Raw genomic sequence first — 24,308 nt, forward strand, 5'->3', positions numbered from 1 at the left:
CCGCTGTTTCAACCCGTTTCTTGCGCGCGCCGGGCTTTCGGGAAAGATCGCGATCCCCCCAGGAAACGTACATTCCATCCGGCCCCGGGGGTGATGATCTGATTAGTTCGACGGCCAGCATATTGGGAGATTATGTTCTCTTTTTGTTCTTGCTTTTCTTTCTTTCAAGAATATCCTGCTTGCTTTTTGGAGACGACGAGGAGGGTCATGACGACCTGAAATTCTATGAATCAGATGCTCCTCGAGTTCGGAGACGACAAAAAAAGGCGCAGACGGCCGGGCAAGACTCACGATGCTAAACACCGACTTTTCTTCGCCCTCTATCCTCCTGACGCCATCGAGCAGCAGGCGGCGTCGATCGCCCATGACTATTGTCGAGCCTTCTCCCTTTCCGGCAAGCCGCGGCTGACGACATTGCATGTAACGATCATCTGGGTCGGCGACTATGCGAGCCTGCCGGAGGATGTGGTCTTCGCAGCGCTACAGGCCGGCGCCGCAGTCGAGAGTGCCCCGATCGCAATGAGCTTCGATCGGATCATGCGATTCCCGCAGGCCCGAGCGCTTGTGCTTTGCGGCGAAGGCGGTCGGAAACCGCTCACCCGACTGCGTGTTCAACTTGGCGTCAGCATGCACAATGACGGATTTCCCCACAATATTGGCGGCAATTTCAAGCCGCACATGACACTGCTCTACGACCGCAAAGCCGTGCCACCGGCGACCCTCGACACACTCGTTTCATGGACGGCGTCCGAATTCCTGCTCATCCACAGTGTTCTCGGAAAAACCGAACATCGGATCATCGATCGCTGGCCGTTGCTCGGCTGAGGAAAGCGAGATCCGCGGATCTCGGCTTGCGCTTGCCTGATTTCCGCGCATAAAGCTCCGAAAGCCTGTTCCGGGGCATTGGTGCAAACGGGGAGCGAAATCAGCATGGACGTTTCAGAGATCATCATCCCTGGAGATACGCCGGGAACGGAGTGGCGGTTGCCGGTGCTGCGCTTTAAGGGCCGCGATCCGAAGGCGCCGAAGACCTATATCCAGGCGGCTCTGCATGCCGGCGAGCTGCCTGGAACGGTGCTGCTGCATTTCCTCTGCGAGCGGCTGCGGCAGGCGGAAAGCCAAGGCGGGATCGCCGGCGACATCACCATCGTGCCGCAGGCCAATCCGATCGGTGCGGCGCAATCGCATTTTGGCGAGCTGCAGGGTCGTTTCGATTTGGGCTCACGCACCAATTTCAACCGGGATTTTCCGCTGATCTCCATTGTCGATCGCGCGACGCTGATCGAGGATCTTGATGATTACCCGGCTACCGACAGATTGAAGCGGCAGCTGCTGCATATGGCGCTTGGGGCTGATCTCGTGCTCGACCTTCATTGCGACGACGAATCCCTGCAATATGCCTATATCGACGAGGCCTTTTGGCCGGAGGCGGCCGATCTCGCCGCCGCGCTAGACATGGAGGCCGTGCTGCTTTCGGATGGCGAAAGCTCGGCCTTCGAGGAGGCCGTCGGCTTTGCGTGGAAATATGAAGTTCCAGGCGAACGCCGGCCCCGGCTGCCCGGCAAACTCTCCGTCACCGTCGAGCTGCGCGGCAAGCGCGATGTCGATCCGATGCTGGCGAAAAAGGATGCGGACGGGCTCTGGCACTTCCTCGCAACACGGGGGATCGTTGGCGACGAAAAGCCGGCGGCAACGGCATTTTCCGGTCCGGCCGTGCCGCTCGACAATGTCGAGATCATCCGCACACCAGAAGGCGGCGCCGTGCTCTTCCACCGCGATATCGGCGAGAGGATTGCGGAAGGTGACCGCCTAGTGACGATCGTCACCCGGCCGGGGCAGCCGGGCGGCAGCATCGAGCTCACCGCGCCGCAGGACGGGCTGATCCTGACCCGGACCTCCGACCGGCTGGTGCGGCGGCGCGGCGACCTGATGAAGATCGCCTGCGACGAACCCAGCAAGGCTTCCCGCAAGGCCGGCACGCTGGAGAATTGAGCCGCGAGGGCTCTGCCGGCGTTGATCGCTGCCTGAGATGCCAATCAATCCGGAGCTGTTACCATGCTCGCCAACGCGCTCGGGGATAAAACGTCGCACGGCGTTTGCGCCGGCCTTCGTGCATGTTATCTCGCTGCTATCACAGGGAGATCGATCGGGTATGGCTGTCACCATCTATGGCATCAAGAATTGCGACACGATGAAGAAGGCCCGCAGCTGGCTGGAAGAACATAGCGTCGCCTATGAGTTTCACGACTACAAGGCGCTCGGTATCGACCGCGCCCATCTCGAAGCCTGGATCGACCAGGCCGGCCTCGATACCGTGCTCAACCGCGCCGGCACCACCTTCCGCAAATTGCCCGATGCGGAGCGCGAGAAGCTCACCCGCGAGAAGGCGATCGCCCTGATGCTCGACCAGCCGTCGATGATCAAGCGGCCGGTGCTGGAGGCGAAGGGGAAATTGCTGGTCGGCTTCAAGCCGGAGATTTACGCCGGTGCATTCGGTGACTGACAGGCGCCGCTGAACTCACGAGGGAAGAGATGTCCAAGACCACGCGCGCGACACAGCTTCTTTCGCAGGCAGGCGTCGCCTTCACCGTTCATGCCTATGACTACGACCCCAATGCCGAGCGCGTCGGGCTGCAGGCGGCCGAAGCGCTCGGCGAGGCGCCGCACCGGGTGCTGAAGACGCTGATGGCGGAGGTGGACGGCAAGCCGGTCTGCGTCGTCGTGCCGTCGGACCGCGAAGTCAGCATGAAGAAGCTTGCCAGCGCCTTTCACGGCAAATCGGCCAACATGATGAAGCCCGCCGATGCCGAGCGGCTGACGGGCTACCATGTCGGCGGCATTAGCCCGTTCGGCCAGAAGAAGACGGTGCCGACCGCGATCGAGGAAGCCGCGCTTGGCGAACCGCTGGTCTATATCAATGGCGGGCAGCGCGGGCTGCAGGTGCGGCTCGATCCGAAGGCTGCGTTGAAGGCGCTGAAGGCTGTCGCCGCGCCGCTGATTGCCTGATCGGAGCATGATGCCGAAAACTGCAAGCGGTTTTCGGCATCATGCTCCTGCTATAAGAAGCGGTCGAGCAGGCCGGCGATCGTCTTCGCCTCGCTTTCGGCAAGCTTGCAGCCGATATGGGTCTCGATCGATCTGGCATAGACAGTCCACATGCGCTCGCGAAGCTTTCGGCCGGCATCTGACATCACCACCCAGCGGCCGCGTCCATCCTCGGCGAAGGCCTCGCGCCGGACCAGGCCCTCTTTTTCCAACCGGTCGAGCAGCCGGGAAAGATTATACTGGGCCAGCAAGGTCCGCTCCTCAATCTCGTAGGGCCGCAGCCTGCCGTCTTGCGAGCGCGCCAATTCCCACAGCACATCGTACCAGGCAAGCGGCGGGAGGCCGGCCGCTTTCAGGTCGGCTTCGATGGCGCCGAGCAAGCGCTCGCGGGCGCGCATGATGCTCGTCCAGGCAGAGGTGACCGCTTCGCTCGGATTCGACGTTTTTTCGGACATAAATGCAATTACATCTATCTTGAATTCCGCTGCAAGCGATATTAGATGCATCTACATCTATCATCATTGCCAAGGAGACCCCCATGAGCAAGCTTACCCTCGTCAGCCATCATCTGTGCCCCTATGTGCAGCGCGCCGCGATCGCGCTGCTCGAAAAGGGTGTACCCTTCGAGCGCATCAACATCGATCTTGCCGACAAGCCGGACTGGTTCCTGAAGATCTCGCCGCTCGGCAAGGTGCCGCTGCTGCGGATCGAGGAGGAGGATGGCAGCCAGGCCGTGCTGTTCGAAAGCAGCGTCATTTGCGAATATCTGGAGGAAACGCAGCCAGGTGTGGCGCTGCATCCGAAAGACGCGCTGACGCGTGCCCGCCATCGCGGCTGGATGGAATTCGGTTCCTCCGTGCTTTCCGATCTCTGGGGTTACGAGACGGCTGAGGATGCCGCGCAGTTGGAGGCCAAGCGCACTACGCTCATCTCCAAATTCGCAACGCTCGAGAAGGTGTTGACGGATGGCCCCTATTTCGCCGGCAACGACTTCAGCCTCGTCGACGCCGTCTTCGCGCCGGTCTTTCGGTATTTCGATCTCTTCGATACGCTCGGCGACAGCGGCATCTTCGAAGGGCTTGAGCGGGTGAAGCGCTGGCGCAAGACGTTGTCCGAACGGTCAAGCGTCAAGGCCGCCGTTGGCGAAGACTACCCGCAGCGGCTGATGGGATTCCTCGAAAAACACGACTCGATCCTGCTCAGGCTGCCTGCGGCCGCCTAAGTCCCCCACTCAACCGACCAGACACAATCCGGCCGCTGCAATTCGGCAGCGGCGCGCTTCATTTTCGCCGCAAACGGGTCTAAGTCTTCCAGCCTCCCACCGTCGATGACAGAAGGCAGGTTGCACCATGACTTTCATGCCCCAGAGCCAGAACACCGTTGATCCCGTCAAGCTGGAAAAGCTTGCGGAAGTCGCCATCAAGGTCGGGCTGCAACTGCAGAGAGGTCAGGATCTGGTGATCACCGCGCCTGTCGTGGCGCTGCCGCTCGTCCGCCTGATCACCAAGCACGCCTATCAGGCCGGCGCCGGGCTGGTCTCCGCCTTCTATTCCGATGAGGAAACGACGCTGGCGCGCTATCAGTATGGCAGCGACGAGAGCTTCGACCGCGCCTCCGGCTGGCTCTACGAGGGCATGGCCAAGGCCTATGCCAATGGGGCGGCCCGTCTTGCGGTTGCCGGCGACAATCCGATGCTGCTGTCCGAGCAGGATGCCGGCAAGGTCGGCCGCGCCAATCGCGCCAACTCCACCGCCTACAAGCCGGCGCTGGAAAAGATCTCGAATTTCGACATCAACTGGAACATCGTCTCCTACCCGAACCCGTCCTGGGCCAAGGTGGTCTTCCCCGACGATCCGGAGCCGATCGCGATCGCCAAGCTCGCCAAGGCGATCTTTGCCGCCTCGCGCGTCGATGTCAGCGATCCCGTCGCCGCCTGGACCGAACACAATGCCAATCTCGCCAAGCGCTCCGCCTGGCTGAACGGCGAGCGCTTCGCCTCGCTGCATTTCCAGGGACCGGGCACCGACCTGACGATCGGCCTTGCCGACGGGCATGAATGGCATGGCGGCGCTTCCACCGCCAAGAACGGCATTACCTGCAATCCGAACATCCCGACCGAGGAGGTCTTCACCACGCCGCATGCGCTGCGCGTCGAAGGCCATGTGTCGAGCACCAAGCCGCTGTCGCACCAGGGCACGCTGATCGACAATATCCAGGTGCGTTTCGAGGGCGGGCGCATCGTCGAGGCCAAGGCCTCGCGCGGCGAAGAGGTCTTGAACAAGGTGCTCGATACCGACGAGGGCGCGCGCCGGCTTGGCGAAGTGGCGCTGGTGCCGCATTCCTCGCCGATCTCGGCCAGCGGCATCCTATTCTACAACACGCTGTTCGACGAAAACGCCTCGTGCCACATCGCGCTCGGCCAGTGCTATTCCAAATGCTTCCTCGATGGCGCGACACTGAGCCAGGAGCAGATCAAGGCACAGGGCGGCAATTCCAGCCTGATCCATATCGACTGGATGATCGGCTCCGACAAGGTCGATATTGACGGCATCAAGCCGGATGGTTCGCGGGTTCCGGTAATGCGGCAGGGCGAATGGGCCTGACCGGCATCATCGTGCGCTGACTGAGCCACACGCTTGCAAGCACCATAGCGAAACCGCCGATCTGCACCGGCGTCAGGCTCTGGCCGAGCGCCAGCCAGCCGAGCAGGGTCGCGACCAGCGGGCTAAGGAAGCCAAGCGAGGCAACCGCCGAGGGCTCGATGCGCGACAGGCCACGGAACCAGAGCAGATAGGTGAAGGCTGCGCCGATCAGCCCGAGATAGGCAATGCCGGCAATGTTTGCGGCGGTCGGCATCGGCAGCGCCGGTTCCAAGAAAAAGGCAAAAGGCATCAGCAGCATGCCGCCCGCCGTCAATTGCCAGGCGGTGAAGATGAGGTTTGAGACCGGCGGCGCCCAGCGGCGCGTCAGCACCGTGCCGAAGGCCATCGAGACCGCGCCGGCCAGACCGGCAGCGACACCTATCGGATCGAGCCCCGCCTTCGGCGTCAGTACCAGCAGTCCGACGCCGGCCATGCCGGCGAGACCGGCCAGTACGGCAAGCGGCCGGACCGGCTTGCCGAGAAAAAGCTGCGACAAAGCGATGACGATCAACGGCTGCACGGCGCCGACCGTTGCGGCAACGCCGCCTGGCAGCCTGTAGGCCGAGACGAAGAGCATCGCCCAGAAGAACGAGAAGTTAAGCGCGCCGAGAACGAAAGCCCTTCCCCACCAGATGCCGAAAGGCAGCTTTCTGACCAGGAAGAGAAGCAGCAAACCGGCCGGCAAGGCGCGCAGCATCGCCACCGTCAGCGGATATCCGGCCGGCAGGAAAGTGGTGGTGACGATATAGGTGCTGCCCCAGATGGCGGGTGCGAGCGCGGTTGTCGCAAGATCGGCGACGTAACGTGAATTTGTCTTCATATCGAGAATCTCTATTTCAAGATAAATTCATTCTACACCCTCTTATCTTGACGTCAAGATAATGAATGATATCGATGGAGCATGAGCGAAGACGGCAAGATGGACCATGTCGACAAGATCCTGGCGCAATGGCGACGGGAGCGGCCGGACCTCGACGTCGAACCGATGGGCATCCTCGGGCGTCTGAAACGCCTGAGTACCCATCTCGGCCGCGAAGTGGAGGCCGTGCTCATGAAGCAGGGGCTTTCGTCCTCCGCCTTCGACGTGTTGGCGACACTGCGCCGCGCCGGCGCGCCCCACCGGCTTTCGCCGGGGGAGCTTCTGGAGATGACCATGGTCAGCTCCGGCACGATGACGAACCGTATCGACCAGCTGGAGAAGGCGGGCTACGTCGAACGTATCCTCAATCCGGAGGATCGCAGGAGCGTGCTCATCGCGCTGACGGAAAAAGGGCTTGCGACGGTGGAGACCGCCGTCGATGCGCATGTCGTCAATCAGCACCGGCTGTCGAAAAATCTGAGCGCGGCCGACAAGGCGGAACTCGACAGGCTGCTGCGCAAGTTTCTTGCGGACTTCGAATAGCGCCTAGCGGATTGCCGATAGCAGCTTGCGCATGCGATCGAGATGCGCCCTGCGCTTTGCATCGGTGGCGCGGTCCATGTCGTGCAGGCTGAGCATGCGGAAATTCAATCCCTTCGAGCAGAAGGCGGCGATCCCGCGTTTCAAGAGCCGGCGCACCGGATCGCCCATATAGAGACGTACCAGCCACCAGGGCGAGCCTGTCGTCGTCAGCGCATAGAGCAGCCTGATATGGGTCAGCTGCGGCACGATACGGCCGCCGGCAGCATCATGGCTGAAGGCGACGCCCGGGGCGAAGACGCGGTCAAAGAAACCCTTGAGGATTGCGGGGAAATTGAACCACCATTGCGGAAAGACGAAGATCAGGCCGTCGGCAGCCTTCAGGCGGGCGACGATATCGGCAACGGCTGAGGTGTCATAAGGCACGTCGAAATAACCGCCGCGCTCGGCCTTCGAAAGGCGTGGATCGAAATCTTCGCGGTAGAGATCAAGCAGGTCGACCACGTGGCCTGCCGCTTCCAGCGCCTCACGCGCCGTCCTTGCCACGGCAGCGGCGAAACTGTCCTCCAACGGATGGGCAAGCACCAGCAGGATCCGCATGTCAGAACAGGCTTCCCTGCTTCGGCGGATCTGCGGGTCTTGTGCTGCGCTTCTTGGCACTGGCCGGCGGTGTACCGCCTTCCGTGGTCATGGCGCCGACTCGGCCGTCGGCGAATTCGATGGCGATGCCCATGCCGGCGGAGAGGTGAGCAGCCTGCGAGACCGGCCTGTTATCCTCGTCGCGAATGACGGCGTAGCCGCGCTTCAGCACATTCTTATAGGAGAGCGACTGCAGCACGCGGTCCTGCGAAGAAAGCTCGGCGCGCGCACGGGTCAGCTGGTGGCGGATCGCCGTGTCGGCATGGCGCGAAAGATTGCCGAGGCGTTCGCGGCCGCGGTCGGTCTGGGTCTTCAGCCGGGCAGGCAGCGATGCGAGGATGGCTTCGGCGCGGTCGACGCGCGACTTCGAGCGGTCGATCAGCCGCTCGACCATGCGCTCGGCCCGGGTCATGCGCTCGTTCAGCGTCTGGCGGCGCTCGGCGATGCGGCCGGACAGCAGATCGGGGCGTAGATGCGCGCCGACGCGCTCGAAGCCGCGGCGCTTGTTGATGGTGTTGAGCTCCAGCCCGCGGCCGAGACCGGTCGCCGCCTCGTCGAAACGGCGGCGCGGCAAGGCGAGAAGCTGATCGAGCGACGGCAATGCCCGCATCAGCGCACGCACCGACTGGCGCCGCTGATCCATCTGCCGGTTCATGCAGCCCTGCAGGCGCGCGGCAAGAGCGGCGGCCTGCGCCTCAAGCTCCGCCTTGACCGGCACCGCCATTTCGGCAGCCCCCGTCGGCGTCGGAGCGCGGATATCGGCAGCATAGTCGATCAGCGTCCAGTCGGTCTCATGGCCGACGGCCGAGATCAGCGGTATCCGGCTTTCAGCCGCAGCACGCACGACGATTTCGTCGTTGAAGCTCCAGAGATCTTCCAGACTGCCGCCGCCGCGCGCGACGATCAGCACATCCGGGCGCGGGATGGCGCCTGAAGGTTCCAGCGCGTTGAAGCCGCGGATGGCGTTCGCCACCTCCTCACCGGATCCCTCGCCCTGGACCTTCACCGGCCAGACGAGGACGTGCACTGGAAAACGATCGGAGATGCGGTGAAGGATATCGCGGATCACGGCGCCCGTCGGCGAGGTGACGACGCCGATTACGCCGGGCATGAAGGGCAGCCGCTTCTTGCGGGCGGCATCGAACAGGCCCTCGGCGCCGAGCTTGCGCTTGCGCTCCTCGATCAGTGCCATCAGCGCGCCGGCGCCGGCCGGCTCCAGCGTCTCGATGACGATCTGATATTTCGAAGAGCCCGGAAAGGTGGTGACCTTGCCGGTGGCGATGACCTCCATGCCCTCTTCCGGGCGGAACTTCAGCCGTGAGAAGGTGCCCTTCCAGATGACGGCGTCGATGCGGGCGCGGTCGTCCTTCAGCGCGAAATAGGCATGGCCCGAGGAGTGTGGCCCACGATAGCCGGAAATCTCGCCACGCACGCGAACCTGGTCGAAGGCGGTTTCGACGGTGCGCTTGATCGAGCCGGAAAGCTCCGAAACCGAATATTCGGCAAGGTTGGTCGGCGAATCGCCGTCGAAGACGTTGCTCATCCCTCTTTGTATGTCGATCATCGATAAACAGGAAGGTCGGCATTGGTGCAGGAACCGGTTTTCCCCGCCGTCAAAATCGTTGGCGGGAGGGTTCATCACCGGTGCGTCGAGCGCACTCGTCTCAACGCAGCCTCACATGCACTCGTTGCAGCCAGGTGGACAAACAACAAAATCGTGTAAATCTGTTTTGTTGCGGAACGGATAGTTAGAATATGCGTTTTAGCCGAAAGGGATTGCTAACCACCGCAATACAAAGGCTTTTCGGCGAAGATCGCCGGTAAATCTTTGTTAGTTGGCGCTTCCTATGCTTCCCCTCGTTATCTCTGGGAAGGTGCTGAAATGATTATTCTCACAGCAGCAGCATTGGGCGTCAGCGCCGGGCAGACGCGTTCGGCTGGCGTGATCGCGCTGGTCGCCGCGCTGATCGGAATCACATTCGCGTTGGCGGCGATAACCTCGCCCGGGCCGGTGTCTATTCTCGCATTCATCTATGCCGTGCTCGGCTATAATGGTGGCCTCATGCTCTTCGTGCTCGGGCTCTATGCCAATCAGCGCCTTCGCCGCGCCATGCGTGTTTCGCACTGACAGCGCGTTTTCACACTGATAAGCGCGTCGCGATCTTTTAGATCGGCTTCCCGTGCTTGCTTTGTTTTTACGCATGTCGTTATCGCTACATGCTTTATCCTATCCTGAAGATGCCGGCGTCAGTTCGTCGCCGGCCGATAGCGAAAGAACTGAACGCCCACGTCCGCCGTCTTCGGAAGCGGTTCCAGATAGGGCGGGATATTGCCCTTGCCGAGCTCAGCATAGAGCCCATCCGGCTTCAGTTTGGTGATCTCGCGGGTCTGCAGGTCGCCGGGGCAGAAGGCAAGCACCGTCACGCCGGTCCCCTTCAGGAAGGCTTCCGCCTCCTGCGGCTCGGCCATGCCGATATGCAGCTCCGTCAGCATGCCGCCCTGATTGCGATGATAAGGCGCGGAGAGAACCCGGTTCGCGGTGAAGCGGAGGATGGGCACGCCCATTTCCGACGGCGCCGAGACCAGTCCGACCGGTAGCCCGGCGAGCGGCGCCAGCGCCGCTCGCGATGCGCAGGAAATCTTCTTTGCCGGCTCTGCCGCTTTCTTCTGCGCAGCATTCTCCATCTGCAGCGAGACAAATCCGCCGCCGACCGCCCAGGCGGCCGGAGCACTGGCGAGCACGGTGACGATGTAGACGAAGGCTGCTGCGACATTCTCGCTGTCGCCGTTGGAGATGCGGCGGACATCGATAATCAACAGGGCAAGCGGCAGGATGGAGATCAGGTTCGAGAACGTTGAACCGCGCACCTGGACCAGCGCGATTGCCCAGCTCGTCATCAGCAGGAAGAGCAGGACCAAGTGGATTTGCATGCGGTCACGCTGAACGACGCGGAAGATGCAGACGGCGATGCCGAACAGGCCGGCCGCATAGAAGCCACCGATCGAGAAGAGATCGGTGCGTCCGAGAGCGAAAATCGACTGCGCTTCCGAAACATTTCTCAGCCAGAGTTCGACCAGCATCGGGTCGAGACCGGCCAGCGGATCGCTCAGGCATTGCGGTGCGATCACGATCGCCGAACCGAGAACGCCGGCGCCGACGACGGCGAGTGCGGCAAAGCGCAAGGGCCGGCGCAGGTGGCTGGCAAAAACCGCCGAAAACAACAGCAACCCGCCGCCGATCGCCGCCAGGCTGTAGTAGCCGAGCGAGAGATTGTCACAGGTGACCGTCGAATAAAGCCGGGGCGGCACCGTTGCAAAGAAGAGGATGCTGATCGCAATCGCCAGCGCCAGCCCGAAGGCCTTGGCGGCGGCGGCGAAATCTTCGCCTTCCCATGCCCAGAGCAGGGCAATGGTCAGACAGACGGCGGCGACGAAGGGGGTCGTCTCGGCGCCGATGGCGATAGCAACGGCTGCCGCGATGCCGGCAACCGCATAGCTCCAGGCGCGACGCTCTGGATCCAGCAGCATCGCGATCATCGTCGCAACCAGCGCCAGCTGCGCATTGTGATGATCGATGGCGCCCGGCGCGAAACGGTTTCCGGTGTAGATCGCAAGACCGGTCAAGCCGAGACTGATATTCATGGCGGCAACCCCGCCGATGCGCCGGCCGGCAACCGCCATGGCGAGCATGGCGGGCAGGATGAGCGATACCGGCCAAACGGCGAGCGCCAGCGCTTCGGCCGTCTCGCGGGGCGCAAACAGGCCGAAGAACCAGATCAGCGAGGCGATCGGCAGATCGATCAGCCGCGACCAATGCATCAGCGTACCGCCGTCGAGGCCAAGACGGTATTGCATCAGATCGAACCAGCCCTGCCCGGCCAGAAAATCGCGAACCTCGATGAGACGCATTCCGTCATCATTGTCGGGGCCGACGTAATCGGTGGCGCTGGAAAGCTTGGTGATGAGGATGGCGGCGGCAAGGATGACGCAATAGGCGATGACGGTTGGCCAGAGACGCGTCAACAGGTCGCGCACCCCGCCGCTGGGAACGGGCAGCCCGCCCCTGGGAGCGTCGATCGCGGAGGATGCATGGGGGATCGGCTGCACAGCGTTCATTGTGGTTAGCGCTTCGTTTCGATATCCGAACTTTAGCCGCCGCCGATCAAGAAAGTGTAAAGCCGTATGTGGCAGCCGCCGATTTTGCCTGCGTCATAGGGTCTTATTAACGGCGCATGATTTAGGCTGAGCGCGGCTTTCAAGTGTAACGAGTAGAGTCATGGCCCGATCGCGTACCGATAATCTGAATATTGCCGTCCTGCTCCCCTGCTACAATGAAGCGGCGACGATCGGCGCTGTCGTGCAGGGTTTCCGGGCGACGCTGCCCGATGCTGCGATCCACGTCTACGACAACAATTCCACCGACGGCACCGCGCTGCAGGCGATGCTTGCCGGCGCGCATGTCGTGCGCGAGCGGCGTCAGGGCAAGGGCCATGTCGTGCGCCGCATGTTTGCCGATATCGACGCCGACATCTACATCATCGCCGACGGCGACGGCACCTATGCGCCTGAGGATGCCGAGGAACTGGTGCGCACGCTGCTCACCGAGCGCGCCGACATGGTGGTCGGCACCAGGCGCGGTGTGCACGCCGATGCCGGCCGTCAGGGCCATGCGATCGGCAACCGGCTTTTCAACCTGCTCTACCGGATGATCTTCGGCCCCGACTTCACCGATATCTTTTCCGGCTACCGCGCGTTTTCGCGCCGCTTCGTCAAGAGCTTCCCGGCGGTATCAGGCGGCTTCGAGATCGAAACCGAGATGTCCGTGCATGCCTCGCGACTGAAGCTGCCGGTCAGCGAGCTGGAGCTCGACTATGGCCGCCGGCCGGAAGGCTCGCATTCCAAGCTTTCGACATTCCGCGACGGCGCCAAGATCCTCTGGATGTTTGCGATGCTGATGAAGGAAACCCGGCCCTTCGCCTTTTTCAGCGCGATCAGCGCCACCTTCATGCTGGCGAGCCTCGGCTTCATGGCGCCGGTGCTGGCGGAATATTTCGAGACGGGTCTCGTCAGCCGCATGCCGACCTGGGTGCTGTCGACGGCGCTGATGATGATCTCCTTCATGCTGTTCACCGCCGGCGTCATCCTAGATTCCGTTGCGCGCGCCCGCGCCGAACAGCTTCGTATCCATTATATGGGCCTGGAAAGGCCGAGCGCGCTGAAGGCGCCGCTCGGCGACGCAGGGCCGGTATCGCGCACGCGTCCCGGCAAGGCGGATGCGGCATGAGAAAGCTCATCCGCTTCTCCATCGCCGGCGGCATCGGCTTCCTCGTCGATGCCGGCATCCTGTCGGCGCTGCTTGCTCTGACGCCGCTCGGGCCGTTTCTGGCGCGGCTCGTGGCGATCGCCTTCGCCATGGCCGCGACCTGGGCTTTCAACCGGAGCTTCACCTTCGATCGTTCCGGCCGTTCGCTTGCCGCCGAAGGTTTCCGCTACGGCTCGGTCGGGGTGACGGCGGCGCTCGTCAATTACGGGCTCTATTCCGCGCTTCTGCTGTCGCTGCCGGCGCTTCAACCGCTGGCGGCCATGGTGATCGCCAGCGTCGCCTCGATGATCTTCAGCTTCTTCGGCTATTCGCGCTTCGTCTTCCGCGCCGAGTGATCAAACTGCTTCCCAGCCGTCCTTCTCGCTGGCCCGGTAGATCGCGTCGATCACCTTCTGGTTCAGCTTCGAATTTTCGAGCGTGACGATCTCTTCCTTGCCGTTCGTCACCGCCCGGGCGAAGGCCTCGACCTGCCGCCTGTACTGGCGGCTGTCCTGGAAGCGGAAGATGCGCGATTCAGTGTGGCTGCGGTCGGCAAGCTCGATCTCTTCCGGCCCCCAGCGATTGGCGTTGAACGGCGACTTGACCTCAATGTAGCCTTCGGTGCCGTGGAAGACCATGACCTGGCGGTTGGCCATCTGCGTCGAGATATAGAAGCTCAGCTCGAAATCGCCGAAATCGGCCTTGACGCTCGAATAGATATCCGTGCCGAAATCCGCATCGCGCTCGGTGATCGCCTGGATCCAGAGCGGCTCCTTGCCGGTGGAAAAACGCGTGCCCATGACGGGATAGACGCCGATATCGGGAAGGCCGCCGCCACCGAGCTCGGGAACGTTGCGCATGTTGGCGGGGTCGCGGTTGAAATAGGTGAAGGCGCCCTGCACATGCCGGAGCGAACCGATGGCGCCCTCGTCGATCAACGAGCGCACCTTCTGCCAGACCGGCGAATAGGTGATCATATAGGCTTCGCTGATCACCACCCGGTTGCGGTCGCGGGCGGCGATCACGTCGTCGATATCGTCTGCCTTCAGCGCCAACGGCTTTTCGCAGAGCACGTGCTTGCCGGCATCCGCCGCCTTGATCGACCATTCGATATGCTGCGAGGTCGGCAGCGGGATGTAGACGGCGTCGATGAGGTCGGAGGCCAGCATCTCCTCGTAGGAGCCGAAGGCATGCGGCACCGAGAAGCGGTCGGCCATCTCCCTTGCGCGCTTGAGATCACGGCTGGCAATCGCCGTGACGACACAATTCTCCGCATCCTGGATCGCCGGAACGACATTGTCGCGGCCGATCTTCGCCGTTGAAATGATACCGAAACGCAGCATGATCCAAGTCTCCCGAATTGATTTCCGCGAACCATATTCAGGCCTTAGCTGCGGCGCAATGGCGCAATCTGAAATCACGGAAGTTTGCCTTCCCGAATGCGCGGATCGCACTAAGTTGGCCAGGGCGGCGTTCTGCCGTATCCGCGATTTCAATTCCTTCACACTTCTGGAGAGCGTCATGGAAATGCGCCGGCTTGGAAAAACAGGTCTATCGGTCGCGCCGATCGTCATCGGCGGCAATGTCTTCGGCTGGACGGCCGACGAAAAAACATCCTTCGCCATTCTCGACGCCTTCTTCGACGCGGGCCTGAACACGATCGATACGGCCGATGTCTATTCCTCGTGGGTTCCCGGCAACAAGGGCGGCGATTCCGAGGAGATCATCGGGCGCTGGCTAAGCCACGCCAAGGTTTCCCGCGACAAGGCGGTCATCGTCACCAAGGTCGGCTCCGACATGGGACAGGGAAAGACGCTGAAGGAGACCTATATCCTGAAGGCGGTCGAGGATTCGCTGCGCCGGTTGCAGACCGACTATATCGACGTCTATCTCTCGCACTGGCCGGATGCCGATACGCCGCACGAGGAAACGCTCGGCGCCTATGCCAAGCTGAAGCAGCAAGGCAAGATCCGCGCCATCGGCTGCTCGAACTATGATGCGAAACTGCTCCGGGCTTCCTTCGACGCTGCCGAAAAGGCCGGCCTGCCGCGTTATGATGTGTTGCAGCCGGAATATAATCTTTATGAGCGCGCGAGCTTCGAGGGGCCGCTTGCCGATCTCTGCGTCAAAGAAGACATCGGCGTCATCACCTATTTCAGCCTCGCCGCCGGCTTCCTCACCGGCAAATACCGCAGCAAGGCCGATACGCAAGGCCGCGCACGCGAGGGCCGGGTTTCGAAATATCTCGACGACAAAGGCCTGCGCATCCTGGCCGCGCTCGACAGAGTTTCTGCCGAGACCGGTGCCAAGCCGGCGGAAATTTCACTCGCCTGGCTGCTGCGCAAGAAGGGCGTGACGGCGCCGATCGCCAGCGCGACCAGCCTTTCGCAGCTTGAAAGCCTGGCGAAATCGGCGACACTTGCGCTGTCCGACGATGCGATGGCGCTGCTCGACCAAGCCGGTGCCTGAAAGAAAGAGACACCATGACCGTGACGATACGTGATGCCCGCCCCGAGGACGAAGCCTGCTGGCGCGAACTTTGGGCGGCTTACCTCACCTTTTACGACGTCACGGTCGATGCCGATATCACCGATTCCACATGGCGGCGGATCTTCGATCCGGCGTCGGCAATCGCGATGCGCGTCGCCGAAATCGATGGCCGGATGATGGGCTTTGCGCTTTATCTCACGCATGAGGGCACGTGGATCCGCGGCAGGGACTGCTATCTCGAAGACCTGTTCGTCGAAGCCGATGCGCGCGGCAAAGGCCTCGGGCGGGCGCTGATCGACGATCTCATCGCAACCTGCAGAGCCAAGGGCTGGTCGCGGCTCTACTGGCATACGAGCGAGCAGAACAGAACCGCGCGAGCACTCTACGACAGCTATGTCGAAAGCGACGGCCATATCCGCTATCGCATCACCTTCTGAGCACCGCATCAGTTTCTGAGCGGGGGAAATCCTTCGTAACAGGCGGCGTGATCGCCTTCCCAATTGGCCATACCCGCCTTGGTCAGGATACCGCGCGGACTGATATAGCTCTGGATCACTCGTTTTGGCCGTTCGTGCCACTGGATATTGAAGGCCCAGAGCTTCGGGAAAAAGCAGAGCGAGGCATAAGGCAGGTGGTCGTGAATCCACCAGGCAAGCCGCTGCCAGTCGCTTTCATCGTGGTAGTGGTCGACCATCCACGGCACGGCAATGCAGACGGCTGCACCCATGCAGCCGTCAAAATCCCTCATATCCCAGATGTGATGCGCGGCGGTGGCGGCATTGGTCGAGCAGTTCAGCTTGTTCTCATTGCCGAACCTGTTGACCGCGGGCGAACGATAGCCGGAACGGATATGCAGGCGCCCGAACGTCGCCTCTAGCGGCTCGAGCAATTCCTCGCAAAGCCTCTTGCCCGCTTCGATCGCCAGATCCGGATCCTCGGGGATATTGGGGATGCGATAGAAATCGGCGATTTCGGAATGCAGGAAATCGCGAAGGAAGAAGTTTTGCGAGAGCCGCACGCGGCCGAGATCCTCCAGACCCTTCATCGAATTCGGCTTTCGCATGACGTCATTCTCCTGCGCATCGACGGCAGGAATCATCGCCCGGCACCGATTTCCAGTCCACCCGAAATCGATCGGGAACAATTAGCGCGATCTTCGCTTCTTAATGTGTCGCCGCATTCGCGGTTTTCCCCAGAACAAGGATAGAGAAAATGGCCAAGGAAAAGACGTTGGAAGATCTATTCCACGACACGCTGAAAGACATCTACTTCGCCGAACGGCAGATATTGCGCGCCCTGCCGAAGATGGCGCGCGCCGCTCAATCCCCGGAATTGAAGAAGGGCTTCGAAAAACACCGCGAGGAAACCGAAGCTCAGGTCGAGCGCCTGCAGCAGGTTTTCGAGCTGATCGGCAAACGCGCCCAGGGCAAGACTTGCGAGGCGATCCAGGGCATCATCGCCGAGGGCGAGGAAATCATGGAGGAATTCAAGGGCACGGTGGCTCTCGATGCCGGCCTGATTTCGGCCGCCCAGGCCGTCGAGCATTATGAAATCGCCCGCTACGGCACGCTGAAGACCTGGGCCGCGACGCTCGGCCTCAAGGATGCCGTCCGCCTGCTCGATCAGACGCTGCAGGAGGAAACGGCCACCGACAAGACCCTCTCCCAGCTCGCCACCACGGCGGCAAACCAGAAGGCAAAGGCTGCCTGATGCACACGGCGCCCTAGTAAGAACGGGCGGCCCGGTTCCCATTCCTTACCGGCCGCCCGTATCCTGCTCGCTGTATCTGAAGAAATCGATGAAGGCGCGCAACGCCGGGCGCATCTGTCGCCGGGTGGGATAATAGAGAAACGGCCCGGCATAGGGCGCGCACCAATCTTCCAGCACCCGCACAAGTGTGCCGCCCGCCAGTTCGTCATAGACCCGCATGTCGAACAGATAGGCAAGGCCGGCGCCGTTCAGCGCCGCAAGCAGGGCCAGCCGATCCTCGCTGACGATCAGCGGCCCATCGACCGAAACGACGAGTTCCTGCCCGTTCTTTTCGAATTCCCAGCGATAGATCGAGCCGTTGGTGAAGCGCCGCTTGATACAGCGGTGATGGACGAGATCGCGCGGATGCTCGGGCTTTGGATGACGCTCGAAATATTCGGGCGAAGCGGCGATCACCGTCGTCAGATTGGGCGAGATCCTGACCGCGATCATATCGGCTTCCAGGCTCTCTTCCAGCCGGATGCCGGCATCGAAACCCTCCTTGACGATATCGGTGAAGCCGTCCTCATTGGCGATCTCCAGGGTGATATCGGGATAGAGGTTGAGAAAGTCGCCGAGCCGCGGAGCGAGCAGCAGATCGGAGGCGAAGCGCGGCGCGGTGATACGCAGGTTTCCGGCCGGCTTGGCGCGCGTATCGCGGACGGCCTCCAAGGCAATATCGATCTCCTCGAGTGCGGGACGAAGTCTTTCAAGCAGCAGGCGGCCCTCTTCCGTCGGCGCGACGCTGCGAGTGGTCCGCGCCAGAAGCCGCACCCCCAGACTTTCCTCAAGGCTCGATATCGCATGGCTGATGGCCGAGGGCGCGACGAGGAGTTCCTTCGCCGCCGCCCGGAAGCTGCGATGCTCCGAGACGGCGGCGAGAACGGCGAGTTGCGAGAGCTGTGTTCTGTTCATTGATCGAAATGATAGAACAACCTGTTAGAAACTGCATGTATTTTCTGATTGATAGCGCAGCGATATGGTCTGGCGGTACCGCAACCATCCGTAAGCGGCTCAAAATCAGCTCAGAGGAGCACATCATGAAAACCCGGAAACTCGGAAACGATCTGACCGTCTCTGCCGTCGGTCTCGGCTGCATGGGCATGAGCTTTGCCTATGGCGCCAGCGACGATGCGGAATCGATCAAGACACTGCATCGCGCCATCGATCTCGGCGTCACTTTCTTCGATACCGCCGAAGTCTATGGTCCCTTTACCAACGAGGTTCTTCTTGGCAAAGCGCTGAAGCCGTTCCGCGACCGCGTGGTGATCGCCACCAAATTCGGCTTCAAGATCGATGCCAGCAAGCCGGGTACTGCCGCCATCGCCGGCGTCGACAGCCGCCCCAAGCATGTACGAGCGGTCGCCGAAGCCTCGCTGAAACGCCTCGGCATCGACACCATCGACCTCTTCTACCAGCACCGGGTCGATCCCAACGTGCCGATCGAAGAGACGGTCGGCGCCATGGCGGAACTGGTGAAGGAAGGCAAAGTCCGGGCGCTCGGGCTTTCGGAAGCCGGCAGCGCCACCATTCGCCGCGCCCATGCGGTCCATCCGATCGCAGCCTTGCAGAGCGAATATTCGCTCTGGACGCGCGATCCCGAAGAGGAGGTGCTTGCCACATGCCGCGAACTCGGCATCGGCTTCGTGCCCTACAGCCCGCTCGGCCGCGGCTTCCTGACCGGAGCGATCCGCAAAGTGGAGGATCTCGACGCGGACGATTTCCGCCGGCAGGTGCCGCGGTTCCAGGCGGAAAATTTCGACGCCAATGCCGCCCTCGTCTCAACGCTCGAGCGGCTTGCCGCCGAGAAGGGCGTGACGGCGGCGCAGCTGGCGCTCGCCTGGGTGTTGAGCCAGGGCAACGACATCGTGCCGATACCGGGCGCCCGCAAGCTTCATCATCTCGAACAGAACGCCGCGGCCGCCGATATCGTGCTCAACCCGGCGGAACTTGCGAGGCTTGAAGAGGTCATCCCGGCCGGGCAGGTCGCCGGCAAGCGTTATTCGGACGCCTCGCTTGCCATGACGAACATCTGAACCCCTGCCGAAACAAAGAGCGAAAGCCCGGTCGGCCACAACCGGCCGGGCTTGCCTTCGGGCTTGGCGAAACTATCTAACGCCATCTCTGAGAACGGGATGACAATATGTCGGACAGGCAGGCAGTCGAACAGACGGTTCATCTCTATGTCGAAGGCATGGCCTTCGCCAATGAGGCAGCCTTGAAAAAGGCCTTTCATCCGAAAAGCTCGATCATCGGCCATTACGAAAATGCGGTCGAATGGCTGACGCGGGACGAATTCATCGCCGCGATCCTACAGGAGGAGCCGGCCCCGCCCGGCACGCAGCCCTACATGGACATTCAGAGCGTCGATGTCGAGGGCGATGCGGCAAGCGTCAAGGTCACCGACGATTTCGCCGGCATGCGCTTTACCGATTATCTCTCGCTGCTGAAGATCGACGGCCGCTGGACGATCGTCAGCAAACTCTTCCATCTGCATCGGTGAAAAGACCGGCCGCTATTTGCGACCGGTTCATTGTTTGACGACGTTGAATGAAGCTCAGCTTCTGAGGACACCGCCGGTGAATTTCGCAACACTGGCGACGATCTTCTGCGTCAGCGCTTCGAAATCCTCGTCCGTCAGCGTGCGCTCGACCGGCTGGATCTGCACCTCGATCGCCACCGATTTCTTGCCGTCGCCAACCGATGCGCCCTCGAAGATATCGAAGACATTGACGCCGGTCACCAGCTTGCGGTCGGCGCCTGTGGCGGCCTTGACGATGGCGCCGGCTTCCACCGTCTTATCGACGACGAAGGCGAAGTCGCGCCGCACCACCTGGAAGGGTGACAGCTCGAGCGCCGGCTTGGTGCGCGTCGCCTTGCGCTTGGCCTCCGGCATGGCGTCGACATAGACCTCGAAGCCGCAGAGAGCGCCGGAGACATCGAGCGCCTCCAGCGTCAGCGGATGGAATTCGCCGAAATAGCCGAGCACGACCTTCGGCCCCATCTTGATCGTGCCGGAGCGGCCGGGATGATACCATTCCGGTCCACCCTGCTCGATCTGGATATTGCCCATCGGCAGGCCGCAGGCTTCGATGACGGCAAGCGCATCGGCCTTGGCGTCGAAGACGTCGACCGGCTTGCCGCCGCCCTTGGCGGGGTTCGACCAGGCGCGACCGGCGCCGGCATGCGAGGCCGTGCCGCGGCGAATGCCGCCGGCCACACGGCGCTGACCGTCCGGCCTGTCGTTCTCATAAGTGCCGGAGACCTCGAAGAGCGCGACGTCACCGTAACCCTTGTCGGCATTGCGCTGCGCGGCGGTCAGCAGGCCCGGCAGAAGCGACGGGCGCATATCCGACATTTCGGCGGCGATCGGGTTGGCAAGCTTGAGCGTCGGCGAACCGCCGCCGAACAACTTTGCCTGGTCTTCCGGAATGAAGGACCAGGTGACGGCTTCGAGCATGCCGCGCGCGGCGAGCGCCCGCTTAGCGAGGCGGCTGCGGATCTGCAGCGTCGTCAGGATCTTGCCGTTGACGGCCGCATGGCTTTCGAGCGGCGCCGGCTTGATATTGTCGACGCCGTGGATGCGCATGACCTCCTCGACGAGATCGGCCTTGCCATCGACATCCGGGCGCCAGGAGGGAACGGCAACGGAGACGCGCTCGCCGGAACCGGAGACGGTGAAGCCGAGACGTGTCAGAATCGTATTGCTTTCCTCATTCGAAACGTCGAGGCCCGTCAGGCGCTTGACCTCCGAATAGGGGAAATCGACGATCTTCGGTTCGTAACCCTGGTAGCCGACGATCTCGGCCTTGGCGGCCTTGCCGCCGCAAAGTTCCAGCACCAGTTCCGTCGTGCGTTCGAGACCGGGGACCATATAGTCCGGATCGATGCCGCGTTCGAAGCGGTAGCGGGCATCGGTGATGATGCCGAGGCCGCGGCCTGACTTGGCGATGTTCATCGGGTCCCAGAGAGCGGATTCGATCAGCACGTCGACGGTGTTTTCGTCGCAGCCGGAATGTTCGCCGCCCATGATGCCGCCGATCGACTCGATGCCATTCTCATCGGAGATGACGACGTTGCTCGGCGAGAGCTTGTATTCGCGCTGGTCGAGCGCCAGCACCGTCTCGCCTTCGGCGGCACGGCGGACGGTCAGGTTGCCGTTGATCTTGGCGGCATCGAAGACGTGGATCGGCCGTCCCTGATCGAAGGTCATGTAATTGGTGACATCGACCAGAGCGTTGATGGGGCGCAGGCCGATGGCGATCAGCCGCTGCTGCATCCAGCGCGGGCTCGGGCCGTTCCTGACGCCGCGCACGAGGCGGAGCGCAAAGCCCGGGCAAAGCTTCGGATCATCGAGATCGAGCGTCAGCTTCACCGGCGTCTCACCTTCGACGACGAAGGACGGTGCGGGCCGCGTCTTCAGCGTGCCGAGACCGGAGGCTGCGAGATCGCGGGCGATGCCGTGGATCGAGGTGCAGTCCGGCCGGTTGGGCGTCAGGTTGATCTCGATGAGGGGATCGTCAAGATGAGCGTAAGTCGCATAGTTCGTGCCGACAGGCGCGTCGTCCGGCAGGTCGATAATGCCGTCGTGACTGTCGGAGATCTGCAGCTCCTTTTCGGAGCACATCATGCCATGGCTTTCGACGCCGCGGATATTGCCAACGGCGAGCGTCACGTCGATACCGGGAACATAGGTTCCGGGCGCTGCGAAGGCGCCAACAAGACCGGCGCGCGCATTCGGGGCGCCGCAGACGACCTGGACCGGCGCGCCGGAACCGGTATCGACCATCAGCACCTTCAGGCGATCGGCCTGCGGATGTTTTTCGGCCGAGACGACCCTGGCGATGACGAAGGGCTTGAAGGCCGCCTTGTCGTCGACATCCTCGACCTCCAGCCCGATCTCGGTGAGGCGCGTGCAGATTTCATCGAGGCCGGCATCCGTTTCCAGATGCTCTTTCAGCCAGGAGAGCGTGAATTTCATCGTCCCAATTCTCCGTTCAAGCGCTGAGGCCGCCGAACAGCGTCGGCATGTCGAGCGGGCGGAAGCCGTAATGCGTCATCCAGCGGACGTCGGCGTTGAAGAAGTCGCGCAGGTCGGGCATGCCGTATTTCAGCATGGCGATGCGATCGAGGCCCATGCCCCAGGCAAAACCCTGATATTCGTCCGGATCGAGCCCGCCGTAACGCAGCACGTTCGGATGGACCATGCCGCAGCCGAGGATCTCCATCCAGTCGGTACCCTCACCGAACTTGACGATCGGGCCGGAGCGGTCGCACTGGATATCGACCTCGAAAGAGGGCTCGGTGAAGGGGAAGAAGGACGGGCGGAAACGCATCGTCACGCTGTCGACCTCGAAGAAGGTCTTGCAGAATTCTTCCAGCACCCAGCGGAGGTTGGCGACATTGGCCTTCTTGTCGACGACCAGGCCTTCGACCTGATGGAACATCGGCGAATGGGTGGCGTCCGAGTCCTGGCGGTAGGTCTTGCCGGGAATGATGATGCGGATCGGCGGTGTCTGCGTCTCCATGGTGCGCACCTGCACCGGCGAGGTATGGGTGCGCAGCACCTTGCGCTCGCCATTCTCATCCGGATTGAAGAAGAAGGTGTCGTGCATCTCGCGGGCCGGATGACCTTCGGGGAAATTCAGCGCGGTGAAATTGTAATAATCGGTCTCGATGTCGGGACCTTCGGCGATCGAGAAACCCATGTCGGCGAAGATCGCGGTGATCTCGTCGACGATCTGGCTGATCGGATGAATGCGGCCGCGCTCGGCCGGCGAAGAGCGCACCGGCAGGCTGACGTCGACCGTTTCGGCCTTCAGCCGCGCATCGATTGCCGCTTGCCGGAGCGTCGTCTTGCGGGCGGTGAGCGCCTCGGTCACCGCGTTCTTCAGAACGTTGATCGCAGCACCCTTGCTCTGGCGCTCTTCGGGCGTCATGGCGCCGAGCGTCTTCAACAGTTCTGAGACAGAGCCCTTCTTGCCAAGGGCGGAAACGCGCACGGCTTCGAGCGCCGTCTCGTCATCGGCGGCGGCGATTTCGGCGAGCAGCGATGTGTTGAGCTGGTCGATATCTGACATTGTCACTTCTTTCCGTCCAGTATCAGGCGGGCGATCGGGAGGCGGGCGGCGCCGACCGGCGCCAGGAATATAAAGAAAGAAAAACCCGCGCTAGCCCAAACCAGCGCGGGTTTCCCAAAATCATAAATTCAAAAGCTTGGGAAGCGCTGGTTACTTGACCGCGCCTTCAAACTCGTTCGCCGTGCCGGCTTCCTTGAGGTATTCAAGAGCCTTCTTGGCAGCGCTGACCAGCGCGCCGAATGCTTCCGGCTCGTGGATCGCCATGTCGGAGAGAACCTTGCGGTCGACTTCGATGCCAGCCTTGTTCAGGCCGTCGATGAAGCGGCCGTAGGTCAGGCCGAATTCACGCACAGCGGCGTTGATACGCTGGATCCAAAGCGCACGGAAGTTGCGCTTGTTGACCTTGCGGTCGCGGTAGGCGTACTGCTTCGAACGATCGACAGCAGCCTTGGCGGTACGGATGGTGTTCTTGCGGCGGCCGTAAAAGCCCTTTGCGGCCTTCAGAACCTTCTTGTGCTTGGCGTGAGAGGTGACGCCTCTTTTTACACGTGCCATATCATGATCTCCTTAAATCTAGCGTTCGCGGACGAGTCTCAGAGACCGTTCGGCAGGTAATTCTTGATAACCTTGCGGCCATCCGGTTCTGCGAGAACCATGGTGCCACGTGCATCGCGAATGAACTTGTTGGAACGCTTGATCATGCCATGGCGCTTGCCGGCAGCGGCAGCCTTGACCTTGCCTGACGCGGTGATCTTGAACCGCTTCTTGGCAGAGGACTTCGTCTTCATCTTGGGCATTTTGCTACTCCTTCTGTCCTCCCTGCGCGCTTTATCAAAAAAGCCCTTCTCGCGAAGTCCGGTTCTCCGGCCGTCGCAACAAGGTGCGGGAGCGTTTGTTGTTGATCTGCGGCATCGGCGACGAACCGTTCCGCAAGCATTCGAAACTGCCACGGCATGCCCTGC

The 24,308-nt window shown here is 62.0% G+C and carries 27 protein-coding genes; 15 read left to right on the forward strand and 12 right to left on the reverse strand.

The window, feature by feature from the left end; all coding sequences use genetic code 11:
- The first annotated feature begins 225 nt into the window (after positions 1 to 225).
- The 4 genes from FFM53_RS11800 to ybaK all read left to right on the forward strand — a co-directional run bounded on the left by FFM53_RS11800 (position 226) and on the right by ybaK (position 3,006).
- A complete protein-coding gene (locus FFM53_RS11800) occupies positions 226 to 825 on the forward strand; it encodes a 2'-5' RNA ligase family protein (RefSeq protein ID WP_138388408.1) in 600 nt (199 codons plus the stop codon).
- Positions 826 to 930: 105 nt separating this feature from the next.
- Positions 931 to 1,992 (forward strand): M14 family metallopeptidase, encoded by a 1,062-nt coding sequence (locus FFM53_RS11805; protein ID WP_138332216.1) that lies wholly within the window; start codon positions 931 to 933, stop codon positions 1,990 to 1,992.
- 160 nt (positions 1,993 to 2,152) lie between these two features.
- Positions 2,153 to 2,503 (forward strand): ArsC family reductase, encoded by a 351-nt coding sequence (locus tag FFM53_RS11810; protein WP_138388409.1) that lies wholly within the window; start codon positions 2,153 to 2,155, stop codon positions 2,501 to 2,503.
- A gap of 29 nt (positions 2,504 to 2,532) precedes the next feature.
- On the forward strand, positions 2,533 to 3,006 hold the full coding sequence (gene ybaK / locus FFM53_RS11815; protein WP_130703749.1) for a Cys-tRNA(Pro) deacylase: 474 nt from the start codon (positions 2,533 to 2,535) through the stop codon (positions 3,004 to 3,006).
- A 50-nt stretch (positions 3,007 to 3,056) separates the two neighbouring features.
- On the opposite strand, the gene FFM53_RS11820 is transcribed toward ybaK, so the two are convergent.
- The gene (locus FFM53_RS11820; protein ID WP_138332213.1) at positions 3,057 to 3,500 is read right to left on the reverse strand and encodes a MarR family winged helix-turn-helix transcriptional regulator; all 444 of its coding nucleotides are present in this window, start codon (positions 3,498 to 3,500) and stop codon (positions 3,057 to 3,059) included.
- An 83-nt stretch (positions 3,501 to 3,583) separates the two neighbouring features.
- On the opposite strand from FFM53_RS11820, the gene FFM53_RS11825 reads away from it, so the two are divergent.
- Positions 3,584 to 4,267 (forward strand): glutathione S-transferase family protein, encoded by a 684-nt coding sequence (locus tag FFM53_RS11825; RefSeq protein ID WP_138388410.1) that lies wholly within the window; start codon positions 3,584 to 3,586, stop codon positions 4,265 to 4,267.
- Between the two features lie 127 nt (positions 4,268 to 4,394).
- Positions 4,395 to 5,648, forward strand: coding sequence for an aminopeptidase (locus tag FFM53_RS11830; protein ID WP_138388411.1), 1,254 nt, complete (start codon positions 4,395 to 4,397; stop codon positions 5,646 to 5,648).
- Here FFM53_RS11830 and FFM53_RS11835 read toward each other — a convergent pair.
- Positions 5,596 to 6,507, reverse strand: a complete 912-nt coding sequence (locus FFM53_RS11835) for an EamA family transporter (RefSeq protein ID WP_138388412.1) — start codon at positions 6,505 to 6,507, stop codon at positions 5,596 to 5,598. The two genes, FFM53_RS11830 and FFM53_RS11835, sit on opposite strands and share 53 nt — an antisense overlap.
- A gap of 81 nt (positions 6,508 to 6,588) precedes the next feature.
- On the opposite strand from FFM53_RS11835, the gene FFM53_RS11840 reads away from it, so the two are divergent.
- Positions 6,589 to 7,089 carry a MarR family winged helix-turn-helix transcriptional regulator gene (locus tag FFM53_RS11840; protein WP_011650088.1) on the forward strand — a complete coding sequence of 167 codons (501 nt, stop codon included), beginning with the start codon at positions 6,589 to 6,591 and terminating at the stop codon, positions 7,087 to 7,089.
- Between the two features lie 3 nt (positions 7,090 to 7,092).
- Here the strand turns inward: FFM53_RS11840 and FFM53_RS11845 are convergent, their stop codons facing one another.
- On the reverse strand, positions 7,093 to 7,686 hold the full coding sequence (locus FFM53_RS11845; RefSeq protein WP_138332209.1) for an NAD(P)H-dependent oxidoreductase: 594 nt from the start codon (positions 7,684 to 7,686) through the stop codon (positions 7,093 to 7,095).
- 1 nt (position 7,687) lies between these two features.
- A complete protein-coding gene (gene xseA / locus FFM53_RS11850; RefSeq protein WP_138332208.1) occupies positions 7,688 to 9,268 on the reverse strand; it encodes an exodeoxyribonuclease VII large subunit in 1,581 nt (526 codons plus the stop codon).
- 339 nt (positions 9,269 to 9,607) lie between these two features.
- On the opposite strand from xseA, the gene FFM53_RS11855 reads away from it, so the two are divergent.
- Complete coding sequence (locus tag FFM53_RS11855) at positions 9,608 to 9,853, forward strand: hypothetical protein (RefSeq protein WP_138332207.1); 246 nt, start codon at positions 9,608 to 9,610, stop codon at positions 9,851 to 9,853.
- Between the two features lie 119 nt (positions 9,854 to 9,972).
- Here FFM53_RS11855 and FFM53_RS11860 read toward each other — a convergent pair whose 3' ends face one another.
- Positions 9,973 to 11,841: a hypothetical protein gene (locus FFM53_RS11860; RefSeq protein ID WP_138388413.1), complete on the reverse strand. Its 1,869-nt coding sequence runs from the start codon at positions 11,839 to 11,841 to the stop codon at positions 9,973 to 9,975.
- Positions 11,842 to 12,001: 160 nt separating this feature from the next.
- On the opposite strand from FFM53_RS11860, the gene FFM53_RS11865 reads away from it, so the two are divergent.
- Both FFM53_RS11865 and FFM53_RS11870 read left to right on the forward strand, forming a co-directional pair.
- Positions 12,002 to 13,009 carry a glycosyltransferase gene (locus FFM53_RS11865; protein WP_138388414.1) on the forward strand — a complete coding sequence of 336 codons (1,008 nt, stop codon included), beginning with the start codon at positions 12,002 to 12,004 and terminating at the stop codon, positions 13,007 to 13,009.
- Positions 13,006 to 13,383, forward strand: coding sequence for a GtrA family protein (locus FFM53_RS11870; RefSeq protein WP_138388415.1), 378 nt, complete (start codon positions 13,006 to 13,008; stop codon positions 13,381 to 13,383). The genes FFM53_RS11865 and FFM53_RS11870 overlap by 4 nt, the downstream gene beginning before the upstream one ends.
- On the opposite strand, the gene FFM53_RS11875 is transcribed toward FFM53_RS11870, so the two are convergent.
- Positions 13,384 to 14,370, reverse strand: coding sequence for a Gfo/Idh/MocA family protein (locus tag FFM53_RS11875; RefSeq protein ID WP_138388416.1), 987 nt, complete (start codon positions 14,368 to 14,370; stop codon positions 13,384 to 13,386).
- A 178-nt stretch (positions 14,371 to 14,548) separates the two neighbouring features.
- On the opposite strand from FFM53_RS11875, the gene FFM53_RS11880 reads away from it, so the two are divergent.
- Entirely contained in the window at positions 14,549 to 15,496 is a 948-nt protein-coding gene (locus tag FFM53_RS11880) for an aldo/keto reductase (protein ID WP_138388417.1), read from the forward strand.
- A gap of 14 nt (positions 15,497 to 15,510) precedes the next feature.
- Entirely contained in the window at positions 15,511 to 15,954 is a 444-nt protein-coding gene (locus FFM53_RS11885; RefSeq protein ID WP_138388418.1) for a GNAT family N-acetyltransferase, read from the forward strand.
- Positions 15,955 to 15,962: 8 nt separating this feature from the next.
- On the opposite strand, the gene FFM53_RS11890 is transcribed toward FFM53_RS11885, so the two are convergent.
- Positions 15,963 to 16,616, reverse strand: coding sequence for a hypothetical protein (locus FFM53_RS11890; protein ID WP_138388419.1), 654 nt, complete (start codon positions 16,614 to 16,616; stop codon positions 15,963 to 15,965).
- 113 nt (positions 16,617 to 16,729) lie between these two features.
- Here FFM53_RS11890 and FFM53_RS11895 point away from each other — a divergent pair, with 113 nt between their 5' ends.
- Positions 16,730 to 17,227 (forward strand): YciE/YciF ferroxidase family protein, encoded by a 498-nt coding sequence (locus tag FFM53_RS11895; protein WP_072639965.1) that lies wholly within the window; start codon positions 16,730 to 16,732, stop codon positions 17,225 to 17,227.
- Between the two features lie 45 nt (positions 17,228 to 17,272).
- Here the strand turns inward: FFM53_RS11895 and FFM53_RS11900 are convergent, their stop codons facing one another.
- Positions 17,273 to 18,181 (reverse strand): LysR family transcriptional regulator, encoded by a 909-nt coding sequence (locus FFM53_RS11900; protein ID WP_138332199.1) that lies wholly within the window; start codon positions 18,179 to 18,181, stop codon positions 17,273 to 17,275.
- A 125-nt stretch (positions 18,182 to 18,306) separates the two neighbouring features.
- On the opposite strand from FFM53_RS11900, the gene FFM53_RS11905 reads away from it, so the two are divergent.
- A complete protein-coding gene (locus tag FFM53_RS11905) occupies positions 18,307 to 19,302 on the forward strand; it encodes an aldo/keto reductase (protein ID WP_138388420.1) in 996 nt (331 codons plus the stop codon).
- Positions 19,303 to 19,409: 107 nt separating this feature from the next.
- On the forward strand, positions 19,410 to 19,769 hold the full coding sequence (locus tag FFM53_RS11910; protein ID WP_003544625.1) for a nuclear transport factor 2 family protein: 360 nt from the start codon (positions 19,410 to 19,412) through the stop codon (positions 19,767 to 19,769).
- Positions 19,770 to 19,823: 54 nt separating this feature from the next.
- On the opposite strand, the gene pheT is transcribed toward FFM53_RS11910, so the two are convergent.
- From pheT to rpmI, 4 genes are all read right to left on the reverse strand, one after another.
- On the reverse strand, positions 19,824 to 22,247 hold the full coding sequence (gene pheT / locus FFM53_RS11915) for a phenylalanine--tRNA ligase subunit beta (protein ID WP_138388421.1): 2,424 nt from the start codon (positions 22,245 to 22,247) through the stop codon (positions 19,824 to 19,826).
- Positions 22,248 to 22,263: 16 nt separating this feature from the next.
- Positions 22,264 to 23,346 carry a phenylalanine--tRNA ligase subunit alpha gene (gene pheS, locus FFM53_RS11920; RefSeq protein ID WP_138388422.1) on the reverse strand — a complete coding sequence of 361 codons (1,083 nt, stop codon included), beginning with the start codon at positions 23,344 to 23,346 and terminating at the stop codon, positions 22,264 to 22,266.
- Positions 23,347 to 23,496: 150 nt separating this feature from the next.
- Positions 23,497 to 23,901, reverse strand: coding sequence for a 50S ribosomal protein L20 (gene rplT / locus FFM53_RS11925; protein WP_003544622.1), 405 nt, complete (start codon positions 23,899 to 23,901; stop codon positions 23,497 to 23,499).
- Positions 23,902 to 23,939: 38 nt separating this feature from the next.
- On the reverse strand, positions 23,940 to 24,143 hold the full coding sequence (gene rpmI, locus FFM53_RS11930) for a 50S ribosomal protein L35 (protein ID WP_012759782.1): 204 nt from the start codon (positions 24,141 to 24,143) through the stop codon (positions 23,940 to 23,942).
- Positions 24,144 to 24,308: the final 165 nt, after the last annotated feature.

Source organism: Rhizobium indicum (genome assembly GCF_005862305.2).
GTDB classification, from domain to species: domain Bacteria; phylum Pseudomonadota; class Alphaproteobacteria; order Rhizobiales; family Rhizobiaceae; genus Rhizobium; species Rhizobium indicum.